The sequence below is a fragment of the Acidimicrobiales bacterium genome (genome assembly GCA_035546775.1).
GTDB lineage: Bacteria > Actinomycetota > Acidimicrobiia > Acidimicrobiales > JACCXE01 > JACCXE01.
Genome location: DASZWD010000015.1, coordinates 38,168 through 53,181, shown reverse-complemented (window position 1 = coordinate 53,181; position 15,014 = coordinate 38,168). Strand labels below are relative to the sequence as shown.

Here is a 15,014-nt window from a genome sequence, read left to right as displayed (position 1 = left end):
CGTGACCACTGTCGCGCTCGTCGCGGCGAAGGACGCGTCGGCGTCGATCGCCGCGACCGTCGAAGCACTGCTCGGCCTGCGCGGTGTCGGCGAGGTGTGGGTCGTCGACGACGGGTCGACCGACGACACCGCGACGCGCGCCGCGGGCGTTGGAGCGCACGTCGTCCGGTTGGAGGTCAATCGGGGCAAGGGCGGCGCGCTGGCCGCGGGTGTGGCGGCGACGCCGCACGCCGAGCGCTACCTCCTCGCAGACGCTGATCTCGGCGCCACCGCCACCGGACTCGCGCCGCTGCTCGACGGAGACGCAGCGTTCGTGGTCGGGGCCCTCCCGTCGGCCGGGGGACGCGGCGGGTTCGGGACGGTGAAGCGACTGGCCGCGGCGGGCATCCGGCGGGCGACGGGCGTCACCGCCGCCGCGCCACTGTCGGGCCAGCGCGTCGTCGACGGGCCGAGCCTACGGTCGCTGGTGCTCGCTCGACGCTTCGGCGTCGAGGTCGGCATGACGATCGATCTCGTGCGGTCCGGCGTCGCCCTCCACGAGGTCGCGGTCGACGTCGAGCACGATCACCGCGGGCGATCGGTCGGCGGGTTCGTTCATCGTGCTCGCCAGGGCATCGACATCGCCGCCGCGCTGACGACGCGGCTGTGGACGCAGCGCCAGCGGGTCGTGGCCGTCGTGCTCGCCGGGATGACTGCTTTCGCGGTGCTGAGCGCCATCGCCTACGTCCGGCGGCCTCCAGCCGGCGTGGCGATTCCGACGACGTCGCGCGTCGAGCTGTTCGCCTACGACGGCTTGCGGCTGTCGGATTTGGATGCCGCCGACCGTCCGGCGTTGCGGGCGGTAGCGCGGCGCGGCGCCGTCGGCGCGCTGAGCGTGCGGACTTCGGATCGGCGCAGCCTCAGCCGACGGTCCAACAGCGACCGCCCGGCGCCTGCCGATGCCTACGCCTCGCTGGGGGCATCGGCGCGCGTGCGCGCCGGCGCCGACATGGTCGCCAGTCGCAGCCTGGCGCGACGCGACCACGCTGACTCGCTGCCCGGCACGCTGGGCGATGCCCTGCGCGCCGCCGGGAAGCCGCCGACGGTGCTGACCCCTGACCGGGCGGCGTGGTTGGCGGTGGCCGATCGAACCGGCCACGTCGACGCCGGCTCGGACGGCGCCGTGGTGCTCGAAGCCCCGACAGCCGATCCCGATGCCGCGCTGGCGCGCGCGGTGCAGCGTCTCGGCCCCCACGATCTGCTCGTCGTCTTCTCACCGACACCTCCGGGCCGGGACTGGGAACTCACACCGATTGTGCTGGTGGGCGACGGCATCACCCGCGGGTCGATCCAGTCCGCCACGACGCATCGGGCCGCCCTCGCGGGCCTCGTCGACATTGCTCCGACGGTGCTGCGCGCCTTGGGGGTCGATCCGCCGGCGTCGATGACGGGCGCGGCGTTGCGAGTGAGCACGCATCCGGCGCACCTGGCCCCGTACGAGCGCCTCGAGGTCGACGGCGCGGCGCGCAATCGCTTCTTCCTGCCGGCATCGGTTGCGTACACGGTCGCCGCCATCGCGTTCTACCTCGGGCTCTTGGCGGCGCTGCGATGGGATGGCGGCCACCGCTGGCGCGGCCTGTTGCGTGTCGGCGCGTGTATCGCCGCGGCGTTTCCGTTCGCGCTGCTCGTGACGGGGGCGATGCAGCACTGGCTGCGGTTTGGCGGTGAGTCGCCCCTGCTGCTGGTCGCCGTGACCGTCGGACTCGGCGCCGCCGCGGCGCGCCTGCGTGGCCTCGCGCCTGTTTACGCCCTCGCCTGGGCGTGCCTGGTGGTGATCAGCCTCGACGTGGCGGCCACGGGCCCGCTGCACGCTGCGAGCCTGCTCGGCTACACCATCCAGACGACCGGTCGGTATTACGGCCTGCCGAACGCGTCGTTCTCGATCTACGCCTCGAGCTTGTTCCTCGTCGCCGCGGCGCTCGCCGGTTGGGAGCCGACGCCGACGAGCGCCAGCGCGGCCGCGACGGTGATGGCCGTTGGCACGGCCTTCCTGGCTGCGCCCTGGCTGGGTAACGACGTCGGCGGGTTCCTGACGTTGTTGCCGGTGAGCGCGGCTGCCGCGTGGGCGCTCTTCGGCGGTCGGTTCACCCGCCGGACGCTGATCGTCGGGGCGATCGTCGTCGGCGTGCTGTTCGTCGCGGTCGCCTTCGTGGAAGCGCGTACCGGCGGGTCCCATCTGAGCCGCGCCGCGTCGGAAACGGCGTCGAATCGCTCCGGGCTGCGCAACACGCTGACCCGTCGGGTCGACGCCAACCTCGGGTTGCTCGTCGATCAGTGGTGGGGCTTCGGGTCGATCGCGCTGGCTCTCGTCGGCATCGCGCTCCTGGCGCGGGCGCAGCGGTTCGCCAATTACCTGGCGCCGCGGTCGGGACTGCGCGTCGCGGCATTCGCCGTGTTGGTGACGAGCATCGTCGGCTTCCTCGTCAACGACTCGGGGCCGGTCGTGAACGTGCTGTGCCTCGTCGTGTTGGCGCCAGCCCTTGCGCTTACGGCGTTGGCCGGGCCGCGTACCGCGTCTGTTGGCGTGTGAGCACTTTGAAGATCCACGTGGTGCGGCCTTCGGAAACAAACGTGTGGATGGTGGCGAACCCGTCCCGGGAGTGGTCGCGGCCGTCCATCAGCGGCAGCAGATCGCGGCGCCACAGCTGCGTCGTCGGGTCGTAGACGAAATACGTGACGTTCTGGTACCGGGCGTAACGCCACACCTGCTCGAGCGTCCCCACCGGCGGCACGATGAGCTTGTTGTGCGGCAAGTAATACGGGAGCGCCGTGCTGCGCGTCATGACGCGCGCGGACGGCGGAATGTGTTGTTGGCGCAGCCACCGCGCCGCGATCTGGAGATCGGCGCGCTCGCGCACGATCTGGGGACCGTGCGGGCCTTCGAAGTAGGTGCAGATCGACATGATCGACGCCACGATGCCGATGGTCACCCAGATGCGCCGCTGGCGCTCGGGCAACTCCGCGAGTCCAACGGCGGCGAGCACGGCGAGCGCGGCGACGACCGGCGGCAGGTAGCGGTTGAGCACGAAGAAGCCGATGACGATAGCCAGGGTCACGAGAAGCACGCCGAACACCGCGACGACCGTCGCCTGCGTGCGGTGCCTCCACAACGCCCACAGCGCAAACGGGAAGAGCGGCAGCGCGAACAGCCGCCAGCCCGGCATCGTCGTGGTGTTGAACGACAGCAGCGACTTGTAGAGCTGGCGGAGGTTCTCGCCGACGATGTCGAGGTACTGCCGCGGGTTCTGGCGCGCCAGCACCGTAAGCGGGTACGTCTTGTGCTCGGTCGAGTGTCCGGACGGATCGAGCTTGTACAGGTACGTGTCGCGAGTCACGCGGTCCTGCGCCGCGAGGGCTCGCCACGCCTGGATGTTGACGTCGACCGACTTGGCGGTGAGCTCCCAGTGACCCGACTTCGCGTGCAGGAAGGCGACGTACGGCCCGGCGAGCACGCCGACGCCCACGAGGCACGCGGCAGCCACCGCGGCGAAGCGGCGGAGACGGGCGGCGGTGAACGCCTCGCGGTTGAGCCGGCCGCCGAGCGCCCGCAACCCGAGGATGAAGCCGAAGAAGGCAGACACGAGAATGCCTTCGGGGCGCAGGAGGTAGGCGGCACCGATCAACAGACCGACCGAGAGCGAACGCAGCAGCGAAGGCGGTTCGTCCCAGGTGCCGCGACGGCCGACGCACACGAGCGCGGCGCCGCACAGCAGCGCCGCGTAGATCGCCTCCGATCCGCCGGTGCCCCGCGCCAGGTTGACGCCGATGCCCGGTGACAGCGCGGCGATCCACAGCGCCAGGATCCCGGCGGTCCGCCCGCCGATGCGCCAGGCCAGCGCTCCGAGGATGCCGAGCAGCACGCAGCTCGACACGAACGTGACGATGACCGTGGCGTGGTGCGGCTCAGGGGTGAGCTTGGCCAGGCCGCCGAGGATGATCGGCAGCAGCGGCGGGAAGTGCAGTTCGGGGCCGTTCTGATAGGTGATGCCGAGGCCGCGCCAGATATTGCGCCCCGTGCCGAGGTAGGCGGCTTCGTCCGGGCCGACGACGTTGTCGGTATAGGCAGCGACGAGGCGCAGGAGGACGCCGACCGCAATCGGCACGGCGACGGCCATCGGTACCTCGCGGGACCCCACGCGCACCGAGCGCGCCATGAACGCTTTCAACTGCGGACGCGGCCTCGGATCATCGTCCAGGGCACTGGCCGCAGCACTTCCTCGACGTCGATGGCTTCACCCACGAGGCGGGTGAAGCCGCGGCGGGTGAAGTGCTGGATGTGGCCCGGGGTGTTGCCCAACGCGGACACGTAGCGGCCCCGCGCCAGATTGCCGAGACGCCACACCGGCTCCCACGGCACTGACAAGACCACGGCTCCCGACGCGACACGCGCGATCTCGCGCAGGGCCTGCCGCGGATCCGGCAGGTGCTCGAGCACCTCGATGGCCAAGACGAGGTCGAAGCTGCGGTCGGCGAAGGGGAGGGCGAGCGCCGAGCCCTGCACCATTCGCGACTCGACGCCGTCCCACGCTTCCATCAGTTCGACGTCGGGCAGGTCGAGGCCCACGAGTTCCGCGCCCGGGAAGCGACCGCCGATGGCGGTGAGCTGGCGGCCTTCGCCGCAGCCCACCTCGAGAACGCGCTGAGCCGTTGCCGGCAGGCAGCGCTGGAGCGCGGCGCTGAACCCGTCGACCATGCGGCGCTCGATCGGATTCTTGGTCGCCTCTTTGTGGACGACGTTGCCGGTGGGAACCGCGGTCATACGCCGCCGTCGGAGCCATGGCGCGTGCGGGCCACGACGAGGTCGGCGAGCAGAGCCAGCACCACGATCTGGAAGCCGGCGAACAGCAACAGCATTGTGTCGATCGCGATCCGGAACGGGTGCGCGACGAGGTCGTAGACGACTTTGGCGCCGCCGAGCCCGAGCAGGGTGAGCCCGACGGGCATGAACACGGTGAGCGGGTTGAAGAACGTCACCATCCGCAGGATCTGCATGATGTACACGTAGGTGTCGCGGATCGGATGAAACTTCGACCGGCCCGTGCGCTGCGCGTAGTCGATCGGCGTGTAGATCACGCGCTTGCCGTCCATCAGCATCGTGAGCGTGATGGTGGACACGTGCGAGAAGCCGCTCGGCAGCAATGGCAGGTACGGCAACGCCGCCTCGCGACGGAAGGCGCGGAAGCCGGTGTTGAGGTCGTGGATCTCGCTCTTGGTCAGGATGCTGGCGAACTTCTTGATCACCCACTTCACCGGCTTGCGCAGCAGGCGCATCGTGCCCTCTTCGGTCCGGCGGGCGCCGATGACCTGGTCGGCGTCGCCGAGCGCGTCCACGAGCTGCGCCAGTTCGTGATTGGGATAGGTCATGTCGGCGTCGGTCCACACGACGATGTCGCCCTTGGCTTCCTGCGAGCCGACGCGGCGCGCCGCGCCCGGGCCCCGGTTCACCGGGAAAGTGATGCGCCGGATCCACGGGAACTTGTCGGCGATCTTGGGTGAGTCGTCGGTGGACGCGTCGTCGACGAGCACCAGCTCCCACGTGTACTTCGACGCGTCCAGTCCCTCCTTGATGCGGAGAATCTCCTGCTCGATGCACGCCTCCTCGTTGTACATCGGGAGGACGACGCTGATATCGGGTGCCACGGACACTGAGTCTCGCAGGTCGTTACCGCGAGCGGCGAGTCATCCACAGCGCGCCGAGGGCAGCGCCGGCGCCGTCGGCGACGACGAACGCGAGGCGGGCAAGGAGGGCGGCGGCGGCCGCGTCGTGGGCCGCCATGCCGCTGGTGAGCACGAAGATCGACTCGCGCACGCCGATGCCGCCCGGCGCCGGAATCGCCAGGAAACCGGCGCACCAGGCCACGGCGCTGGCGAAGGCCACGTGCGCGATCGGAGCGTGCATCCCCAGCGCGCGTACGCAGAGCCACTGCGCTACCCCGACGCCGATCCACGCGGGGAGGTACCCGACGACGAGGCCGACGCCGTCGCGCCAGGACGGAACGATGACGTCGACTTTGCGTCGGGCGACGCGCTCGATGAGCGCGATAGCCCGGCTGATGACCGCCGGATGCAGGGCCGCCACGCCCACGACGAGGAAGGCGATCACACCGAGGACCGCGCCGGCGCCCTTGGCCCCGGCGGCCGCGGGCAGCAACACGACGGCGGCGAGGGCGCCGGCGAGGTACAGCCCCGCCAGCGACGCCGCCACCGACGCGTAGGCGGCGGAGCGGGCGACGCCGTTGCGTACTGCCAACTCACCGCGGCCCACGACGGCCCACACCGCGCCCGGCAGGTACTTGCCGACCTCGCCCTGGTAGTAGAGCGGAACCGCGTCACCGACGGGGAGTTCGGCACCGACGAGCGTCGCGGCGGCCGACCAGCGCGCCGCCACGTAGGTCATCGTTGCGATGGCGACCGCCCCGCCGGCCCCGACCCAGCCGGCGCTGAGGTGGTGAAACGAGCCGTCGTGGATGCCCTGTGCGAGGGCGCGACCGACGAAGGCCAAGCCGGCGGCGACGAACACCAGCCGTAAGACGAGGCGCCCACCGCTAGGAATGCGGCTGATCTTAAGAAACGCGAGCGAAGATCTAGGGATGCAGGAGGCGATCTGGGCGATCGGTTGTGCGTTGCTCGCCGGTGTGGCCGCCGTGGCGTTGACGCCGACCCTGCGCGTCCCGCCGTTGTTGCGCACCAACTACGCGGGCCGTGATGTACCGACCGCCGGCGGCATCTGTGTACTGCTCGCCTTCGGCGCCATCGTCGCCGTCGCCATCGCCTGGAACCCGACGCGCAATTGGTACTTCGTACCGCCGCTGCTGGCGCTGGCGTTCGGCTTCGGGCTCCTCGGTCTCTTCGACGACGTGGTCGGCACTCACGCGGCGCGCGGCTGGCGCGGCCACTACCGCGCCCTGCAGGAAGGACAACTCAGCTCCGGTGCGGTGAAATTGATCGGCGGCGTGCTCCTGGCGTGGGCCGTCAGCTTTCCCTTCTCGGAGTCGTTGTTCGGTCGCCTCGTGTGCGTGGTGATCGTCGCCGGGTGCGCCAACGCCGCCAACCTGCTCGACCTTGCGCCGGCGCGCACGACCAAGGTGGCGGCGCTTGTCGTCGTCGTCACCGCTCTGTTGCGCGGTGGCCTCTACGCCGGGCACCCCGCGCTGTGGTTCGTGGCCGGTGCCGTCGGTCTTGCCCCTTTCGAACTGCGCGAGCAACTGATGCTGGGCGACACCGGCGCCAACGCCCTGGGAGCCGTCGTGGGCTTCGAGCTGCTCTTCACGTCTCCGGGCGTCCGATTGATCATCGCTGCGATCGTGATCGCGTTGAACGTGGCCGGTGAGCTCGTGAGTTTCTCCACGGTCATCGAGCGGGTGGCGCCGCTGCGCGCCCTCGACCGCCTCGGGCGCCGCCTGTGAGGTTCGTGCGCGCCGTGGTCGTACTCGTGGTCGTGCTGGTCGTTTTCGCGGTGCTCTTCGCCAAGGTGACCTCGGACAACGGGACACGCGTGGCTACACCGCGGCTCGGCAAGGGGATCGAGGCCCTCGACGTCGGCACAAGCACGAAAGTGCGGTTGTCGCCGGACGGGTCGCGTATCGCGGTGGTCGAAGACGGCGCGGTGACCGTCGTCGGACTCGACGATGCCCACATCGTGACCCGTGCCGGTAACGACGTCGTCGACGCGACGTGGATGCCGGACGGCACGCGTCTTCTGGTCGTCGAAGGTCCCATCCCGACGGGGCAGGTCGACACCATCGACCTGCGCGGACATGTCGACGGTGTCGCCACGCTCGACCCGTCGATCGGCTTCGGCAACGGCGACGGCGTGGCGGTGAACGATCGCGGGACCGAGGCCGCGGTGATCGCGGTCAGCCGCGACGCCATCGGCGGCACCACCCACACCGACCTCGCCACGGTCGAACTCCAAACCGGCAAGGTGCGCGTGTATCGCACGACGCGCGACGAAGCCCGTCCGGTGTTCCTCGACGACGACACGGTGGCGGTGGCGTCGCAGGGCCCCACGGGTCCGGCGCGCCTCGACACCGTGGACTTGGTGTCCGGCGGGGTGCAGGCCGGCCGGCCGATCGTCGACGGACCGTACGGGCGCACGTTCGGCGGCGACGCCGTCGTGGCCCGGCGGGCGGCGCAGGGTGCCTACCGCCTGCTCGCCGTCGCGGCGGACGGGCACGAAGCCACGCTCCACGTGACGAAGCCCCACCGCCACGTCGTCGCCGTCAACCGCGAAGTCACTCGCTGCCTGGTGCGCGTCGTCGATCCGGGCGGCAGCGCCCACCTCGCGATCGAAGGCTTCGACTAAGGATCCCTGGATGGGGCCGGCCGCGAGATACGATGGCCTCCCGTGGCGAAGCACATCTTTGTGACGGGTGGCGTGTCGAGTTCGCTGGGCAAGGGTCTTACGGCCGCTTCGCTCGGCCGACTGCTCAAGCAGCGGGGCCTGCGGGTCACTATGCAGAAACTCGACCCGTATCTGAACGTCGACCCGGGGACGATGAACCCCGACGAACACGGCGAGGTATTCGTCACCGACGACGGCGGCGAAACCGACCTCGACCTCGGCCACTACGAACGGTTCATCGACGAGTCGCTCAAGCGCGAGTCCAACGCCACCACGGGTTCGATCTACTCGACCGTCATCGCGAACGAACGCCGCGGCGCCTTTCTCGGCAAGACCGTGCAGGTCATCCCGCACATCACCGACGAGATCAAGAACCGCATCAAGCGCCTCGCCACCGACGACGTCGACATCGTCATCACCGAAGTCGGCGGCACCGTCGGCGACATCGAGATCCTGCCGTTCCTCGAGGCGATCCGGCAGTTCCGCAAGGACGTCGGCCGCGACAACGTGCTGTACCTCCACGTCACCCTGATCCCTTATCTCGACCCGTCGGGTGAGCTCAAGACCAAGCCGACACAGCACTCCGTGACCGAGTTGCGCAGCCGCGGCATCCAGCCCGACGTGATCGTGCTGCGGGCCGACCGGCCGGTGTCCGACGGCCTCAAACGCAAGATCTCGAATCTGTGCGACGTGCCGATCGAAGCGGTGGCGTGCGCCATCGACGCCCCATCGCTCTACGAGATCCCGCTGGCGCTGCACGAAGAAGGCCTCGACGATTACGTGTGCCGCATGCTGCGTTTCGAAACGCCGCTGCCCGACTTGCGGGCCTGGAACGCACTGGTCGAGCGCGTCGAGAGCGCTACGACGCCGGTGCGGATCGGCCTGATCGCCAAGTACTACCTGCCCGACGCCTACCTGTCGGTGGTGGAGTCGCTGCGTCACGCCGGCTACGCCCACGGCGCCAAAGTCGAGATCGAGTGGATCCAGGCGGAGGAAGTGTCGGGGCTGCTCGCCGAGGAGCGCCTCACGGGGCTCGACGGCATCGTCATCCCGGGTGGGTTCGGCGAGCGCGGCCTCGAAGGCAAGATCACCGCCGCCAACGTCGCGCGCGAGCACGCCATCCCGTGCCTTGGCTTGTGTCTCGGTCTCCAGATGATGGTGATCGAATTCGCCCGCAACGTCTGCGGGATGGCCGGCGCCCACTCCGCCGAAGTCGACCAGGCGACGCCGTACCCGGTCATCGCCTTGATGGACGAACAGCGCGACGTCGTCGACATGGGTGGCACGATGCGCCTCGGTGCCTACGTCGCGAAGCTGCTGCCCGGCTCACAGGTGGCCGAGCTCTATGGCGAGAACGTCGTGTCGGAACGCCACCGGCATCGCTACGAGGTCAATGCCCGGCTGCGCAGCCGCATCGAAGAGCACGGGCTCGTGTGCTCGGGCGAGTCGCCTGACGGTCGTCTCGTCGAGTTCATCGAACTGCCGACGCACCCGTTCTGGGTCGGGACGCAGGCGCACCCCGAGTTCAAGAGCCGGCCTGACCGGCCGCATCCGTTGTTCCACGGGCTCGTCGGCGCCGCCCTCGAGCGCGCCAACTCGCGGACGCCGCGGCTGATCCAACTTGACGAACCTGTCTCCGAAATTTCACAAGCGCTCTGAGCGCCAGCTGCACCGTGGCGCGCTGATCAGCCTCGGTGAAGGGACCTTCGTCGGGCCCGAAGGCGACGAGTTCGTGCGCGACCTCGTCCACCATCCGGGCGCAGTCTCGGTTGTCCCCTACGAAGCCGACGGCACCGTGCTGCTGGTGCGGCAGTACCGCGCGGCGGTCGAGCGCGAGCTCCTCGAGATCCCCGCGGGCAAGCGCGACGTGGCCGACGAGCCCCCGGAGCTCACCGCCCATCGTGAGCTGGCCGAAGAGGTCGGCCGCCGGGCCGGACGGCTCGAGTTGCTGGGCACCTTCTACAACTCGCCCGGGTTCTGCGACGAGTACTCCTACACGTACCTCGCCCGCGAGCTGACCGAGGTGCCGATCGAGGCGCACTCAGTAGAGGAGGCGGCGATGACAATCGAGCGATTGCCGCTCGTCGAAGCCCTGGCGCTGATTGCGACGGGCGACATCGTCGACGCCAAGACGATCGTCGGTCTGCTCCTGGCCAAGGAGCGCGTCGGGTGATCGTCGGTGTTCCGCGAGAGATCAAGACGGCGGAGAACCGCGTCGCCCTCACCCCCGACGGCGTCACCGAACTGCGGGCCCATGACCACGAGGTGCTCGTCGAGCGCGGCGCGGGCGACGGTTCGTCGATCCACGACGACGACTACGCGGCGGCGGGCGCGCGGCTCGTCGACGGCGCCGAGGCGTGGGGCGCGCAACTCGTCGTCAAGGTAAAAGAACCGCAGGCGAGCGAGTTCGCCTACCTGCGCCGCGACCAGATCCTCTTCACCTACCTGCACCTGGCCGCGTATCCAAAGGTGGCCGATGCCCTGCTGGGGGCCGGCACGACGGCGGTGGCCTACGAGACCGTGCAGCTGGCCAACCACGCGTTGCCGCTGCTGGCGCCGATGAGCGAAGTTGCCGGTCGGATGGCAACACAGGTCGGCGCTCACTTCCTCGAGCGCGCTCACGGAGGACGCGGGGTCCTGCTCGGCGGCGCGCCCGGTGTGCGCCCGGCGCGCGTCGTCGTGCTCGGCGCGGGGAACGTCGGGTGGAACGCCGCGTGGATCGCGCAAGGCATGGAGGCCGAGGTGTTGCTGCTCGACCGCGACCTCGACCGGCTGCGCTGGGTCGACCAGATTCACCAAGGCCGGATCATGACGCTGGCGTCGAACCGCGCCGCGGTCGAACGTGCCGTGTCCGAAGCCGACCTCGTGATCGGCGCCGTGCTCGTGGCCGGCGGACGCGCGCCGCAGGTCGTCACCGAGCCGATGGTGCGGGCCATGCAGAAGGGTGCGGTGATCGTCGACGTGGCCGTCGACCAAGGCGGCTGCGTCGCCACCACGCACGAGACGACCCACGACAACCCCGTCTACGAAATCGACGGCGTGCTGCACTACGCGGTGGGCAACATGCCCGGTGCCGTGCCGCACACCTCGACCTACGCGCTGACCAACGCCACGCTGCCCTATGTGGTGGCGATCGCCAACGACGGGTTGACCGGCGCGATGCACGCCCACACCGAACTTGTCGGCGGGGTGACGATCGTCGGCGGACACGTGACGCAGCCCGCCGTGGCCGAGGCGCTGGCGCGTGCCGTCGTCGACCCCTTCACCGCCCTTGGCTGACCTCGCCCAGGAGTTCGCCGACTGGCTCGCAGCCGAAGGCCGCGCCACCAACACGGTGGCCGCCTACCGCCGCGACGTCGCGGCGTACCTCAAGTGGCGGGCGGCGACGGAGGGCGAGCTAGGCGACTACGTCGAGCACGTGCGCGCCACTCGAGCGCGCAGCTCGGCTGATCGGGCAGTGGTCGCGTTACGCATCTTTCATCGCTGGCGCGATGACACCACGCCCACTCCGGAGCTCGTGGGACTCCCGCGGCCAGCGCCACCGAGTGACGAGCCGCTGCTGTCCGAGGACGATGTCGCCCGCTTGCTTCGTGCCGCCGAGGGCGAGACGGCGGAGCGCCGGCGTGACGCCGTCACCGTCGCACTGCTGTATTTCGGTGGGCTCAAGGCGACGGAGGCAATCTCGCTCGACGTCGCGGACGTGGCCGCCGACGCCCTGGTCCTCACCGTCGACCGCGACGGGCCCCACGAACGGCTGCTGCCCGTCGTGCCGGCGTTGCGCGCGGTCCTGGTCCGCTGGCTCGACGGGCGCGGTCGCACACGGCTGCGCCCGTCCACGTCAGCGGTCCTGCTGAACCGACGCGGGCAACGCCTGACCCGTCAGGGGTTGTGGCTGCTGACGAGCGCCGTCGGCCGGCGCGCCGCGTTGCTCGACGCGCTGTCGCCCAACGACCTGCGACGGGCGTGCGGTGCCCATCTCGGCGCCCGCGGCGTGCCCGCGACGTCCGTGGGCGCCTTTTTGGGGCATTCCCGCGGCCCGATGCCAACTTCGGGAATGCTGAACGAAATTGGATGGGGGAGTTGTAACCTCTCGTTATGAGCGAAGTTACCTCCGTCGCGGCTCGCGCCCTCTTGGAAGCCGAGCGCGATTCTTTGCGCGCGGAGCTGGCGGATCTGGGCGGTCTCGACTACGACGCCAACTTCGCCGACACCAGCCAGGTGACGGCGGAGCGCGGCGAGACCGAGGCGCTGGCCAGCACGCTCCAGGAGTCGCTCGACGAGGTCGAGCGGGCGTTAGCCAAGCTCGAGGACGGCTCGTACGGCAAGTGCGAGGTGTGCGGCGAAGACATCGCCGCGGCGCGTCTCGAAGCCATGCCCGCGGCGCGGTACTGCATCACGCACGCCTCGACGCGTCGGTAGATGACCGACGCGGCGCAAAAGCCGCCGACGACACCCGTCTCGCCGCGCGTGGCGCGTGAGCGCCTGATCGTCGTCGCGCTTCTGGTCGGCCTCGCCGTGCTGGCGATCAGCCGGGGTGCGATCGACCGGGACTCGGTCATCTTCATCGCGGTGATCGTGCCTTCGGTGATCCTGCACGAGATCTCGCACGGCGCGGTGGCGTATCTGTTCGGTGACGACACCGCCAAACGCGCCGGGCGCTTGACGCTGAACCCGTTGGTGCACATCGACCCGATGGGAACAATCGTGATGCCGACGCTGCTGGCGCTGGCGCACGCCACCCCCTTCGGCTTCGCCAAGCCGGTGCCCGTAAACGTGGGCAAGCTGCGGCATCCGCGCAACGAGAGCCTCCTCGTCAGCCTGGCCGGGCCGGCGACCAACTACACGCTGGCGCTGCTGGCCGCGGCGGCATGGCGCTTCGGCAATCCGCACGGCGAGATCATGGGGACGTTCCTGCTCGAACTCGGGATCGGCAACGTGTTCCTGGGCACGTTCAACCTGCTGCCGGTGCCGCCTCTCGACGGCTCCGGGTTGCTCGAGCGGATCCTCCCCGAGAGCATGTGGCCGGGATACTTGCAGTTCCGGCGCTACTCGATGGTGCTCGTGTTCTTCGTGGTGTTCGGGTTTCCCGGCGTGATCGAGAAGGTGGCCAACCCCGTCTACCGGGTGTGGTTGCATCTCGCCGGCCTGCACTTCTCGCTGTGAAGGCGGCACACCTCGCCAAGCGGTTCTTCACGTCGCTGTGGCCCGGCGGCCCGACCGCCGCGGACGACGCCTGGGCGCTGCATTACCTCAACGCGGGCGAGACGATGCTGTGGCGGCGCATGGCGGGCTTCGACCGCCGTCACGCTGTCGGCGTTGCCCGACGTGTGTGCGCGGCGTTGGGCGACGACGCCACGCGCCCGGTGGTGGCCGCGGCGTTGCTGCACGACGTGGGCAAGATCGAGAGTGGTTTCGGGGTGTGGCGCCGCGTCGGTGCCACGGTGTTGACCGCGGTGCGCGGGCGCGACCGTGTCACCGGGCGCGTGGCCACCTACGTGAACCATCCGGCGCTCGGCGCCGCGTTGCTGCGCGAGGCCGCTGCCGATCCCGTGACGGCGGCGTGGGCGCAAGAGCACCACCTGCCGCCGGAGCGCTGGACGCTCGACGCGCCCATCGCTGCTGCGCTGAAGAACGCCGACGACGACTAGCGCAGGAGGCCGATGGCGTCGGCGGCCGCCTGATACGTGACCGCGGCAACGGCGCGTGCCTTCTCGGCGCCGTCCTGCAACACGCCGCGCACGTAGCCCGGGTCCTGCACCAGCTCGTCGAAGCGCTGGCGGACGGGACGCACGTATTCGACCCATGCCGCGGCGGTGTCGGCCTTGAGGGCGCCGTAGGTGTCGTACTTGGCCGCCAGCTCGGCGGGGGGCGTGCCCGTGGCCACCGACAGCAGTTCGAGCAGGTTCGACACGCCCGGCTTCTTCGCCGGGTCGTAGCGCACTTCGGTCTCGTTGTCGGTGACAGCGCGCTTGATCTTCTTGGAGACGACCTCGGGCGGCTCCATCAGCAGCACTTTGCCCTGGGGTGAGCTGCGCGACTTGCTCATCTTGATCGTTGGGTCCTGGAGATCCATGACCCGGGCGCCGACGTGGGGAATGGCGGCTTCGGGCACGACGAATGTCTCGCCGTAGCGCGTGTTGAAGCGCTCGGCGATGTCGCGCGCGAGCTCGAGGTGCTGGCGCTGGTCGTCGCCGACGGGGACGCGGTCGGCTTGGTACAGCAGGATGTCCGCGGCCATGAGCACGGGATAGGTGAACAGTCCGACGCGGGCTGCGCCCTCGCCGCCCTCGGCCGTCTTGTCCTTGAACTGCGTCATGCGTCGTAGCTCGCCGAAGGCCGCGATGCACTCGAGGATCCAGCTGAGACGGGTGTGTTCGGCCACCTGGCTCTGCAGGAAGATCGGGGCCACGTTGGGGTCGATGCCGACCGCGAGCAACACGGCAGCGGCGTCGAGCGTCGAGGCCCGCAGTTCAGCCGGGTCGTGGTCACCCAGCGTCAGCGCGTGCAGGTCGACGACGCAGTAGAACGACTCGTGGTCGTGCTGGTCGGCGGCCCAGTGCCGGAGCGCGCCCACGTAGTTGCCTACATGCACCTCTCCGCTGGGCTGAATGCCCGACAGCACGCGTGTCAT

At 69.9% G+C, this 15,014-nt stretch carries 15 protein-coding genes; 10 read left to right on the top strand and 5 right to left on the bottom strand.

Features of this window, described 5'->3' with window-relative positions:
- The first annotated feature begins 1 nt into the window (after position 1).
- A complete protein-coding gene (locus tag VHC63_03120; GenBank protein ID HVV35568.1) occupies positions 2-2,569 on the top strand; it encodes a glycosyltransferase in 2,568 nt (855 codons plus the stop codon).
- Here the strand turns inward: VHC63_03120 and VHC63_03115 are convergent.
- From VHC63_03115 to VHC63_03100, 4 genes are read right to left on the bottom strand one after another with little or no spacing between them, the layout of a single operon-like run.
- Positions 2,526-4,193, bottom strand: coding sequence for a hypothetical protein (locus VHC63_03115; protein ID HVV35567.1), 1,668 nt, complete (start codon positions 4,191-4,193; stop codon positions 2,526-2,528). The two genes, VHC63_03120 and VHC63_03115, sit on opposite strands and share 44 nt — an antisense overlap.
- A gap of 8 nt (positions 4,194-4,201) precedes the next feature.
- Positions 4,202-4,798, bottom strand: a complete 597-nt coding sequence (locus VHC63_03110; protein HVV35566.1) for a class I SAM-dependent methyltransferase — start codon at positions 4,796-4,798, stop codon at positions 4,202-4,204.
- Positions 4,795-5,679: a glycosyltransferase family 2 protein gene (locus VHC63_03105; GenBank protein HVV35565.1), complete on the bottom strand. Its 885-nt coding sequence runs from the start codon at positions 5,677-5,679 to the stop codon at positions 4,795-4,797. Before VHC63_03105 ends, VHC63_03110 begins: the two co-directional genes overlap by 4 nt.
- A gap of 22 nt (positions 5,680-5,701) precedes the next feature.
- Complete coding sequence (locus VHC63_03100; GenBank protein HVV35564.1) at positions 5,702-6,559, bottom strand: lysylphosphatidylglycerol synthase domain-containing protein; 858 nt, start codon at positions 6,557-6,559, stop codon at positions 5,702-5,704.
- Between the two features lie 70 nt (positions 6,560-6,629).
- Between VHC63_03100 and VHC63_03095 the strand changes: the two genes are divergently transcribed.
- The 9 genes from VHC63_03095 to VHC63_03055 are packed head-to-tail and all read left to right on the top strand — an operon-like array spanning position 6,630 to position 14,031.
- Positions 6,630-7,445, top strand: a complete 816-nt coding sequence (locus tag VHC63_03095; protein HVV35563.1) for a hypothetical protein — start codon at positions 6,630-6,632, stop codon at positions 7,443-7,445.
- The gene (locus VHC63_03090; GenBank protein ID HVV35562.1) at positions 7,442-8,344 is read left to right on the top strand and encodes a hypothetical protein; all 903 of its coding nucleotides are present in this window, start codon (positions 7,442-7,444) and stop codon (positions 8,342-8,344) included. The genes VHC63_03095 and VHC63_03090 overlap by 4 nt, the downstream gene beginning before the upstream one ends.
- A gap of 42 nt (positions 8,345-8,386) precedes the next feature.
- On the top strand, positions 8,387-10,042 hold the full coding sequence (locus VHC63_03085) for a CTP synthase (GenBank protein HVV35561.1): 1,656 nt from the start codon (positions 8,387-8,389) through the stop codon (positions 10,040-10,042).
- Entirely contained in the window at positions 10,005-10,556 is a 552-nt protein-coding gene (locus tag VHC63_03080; protein ID HVV35560.1) for an NUDIX hydrolase, read from the top strand. Before VHC63_03085 ends, VHC63_03080 begins: the two co-directional genes overlap by 38 nt.
- Complete coding sequence (gene ald, locus VHC63_03075; GenBank protein HVV35559.1) at positions 10,553-11,662, top strand: alanine dehydrogenase; 1,110 nt, start codon at positions 10,553-10,555, stop codon at positions 11,660-11,662. Before VHC63_03080 ends, ald begins: the two co-directional genes overlap by 4 nt.
- The gene (locus VHC63_03070) at positions 11,655-12,482 is read left to right on the top strand and encodes a tyrosine-type recombinase/integrase (protein ID HVV35558.1); all 828 of its coding nucleotides are present in this window, start codon (positions 11,655-11,657) and stop codon (positions 12,480-12,482) included. Before ald ends, VHC63_03070 begins: the two co-directional genes overlap by 8 nt.
- Positions 12,479-12,802, top strand: a complete 324-nt coding sequence (locus VHC63_03065; GenBank protein ID HVV35557.1) for a TraR/DksA C4-type zinc finger protein — start codon at positions 12,479-12,481, stop codon at positions 12,800-12,802. The genes VHC63_03070 and VHC63_03065 overlap by 4 nt, the downstream gene beginning before the upstream one ends.
- Positions 12,803-13,546, top strand: a complete 744-nt coding sequence (locus VHC63_03060; GenBank protein HVV35556.1) for a site-2 protease family protein — start codon at positions 12,803-12,805, stop codon at positions 13,544-13,546.
- A complete protein-coding gene (locus VHC63_03055; protein ID HVV35555.1) occupies positions 13,543-14,031 on the top strand; it encodes an HD domain-containing protein in 489 nt (162 codons plus the stop codon). Before VHC63_03060 ends, VHC63_03055 begins: the two co-directional genes overlap by 4 nt.
- On the opposite strand, the gene trpS is transcribed toward VHC63_03055, so the two are convergent.
- Positions 14,028-15,014, bottom strand: coding sequence for a tryptophan--tRNA ligase (gene trpS, locus VHC63_03050; GenBank protein ID HVV35554.1), 987 nt, complete (start codon positions 15,012-15,014; stop codon positions 14,028-14,030). The two genes, VHC63_03055 and trpS, sit on opposite strands and share 4 nt — an antisense overlap.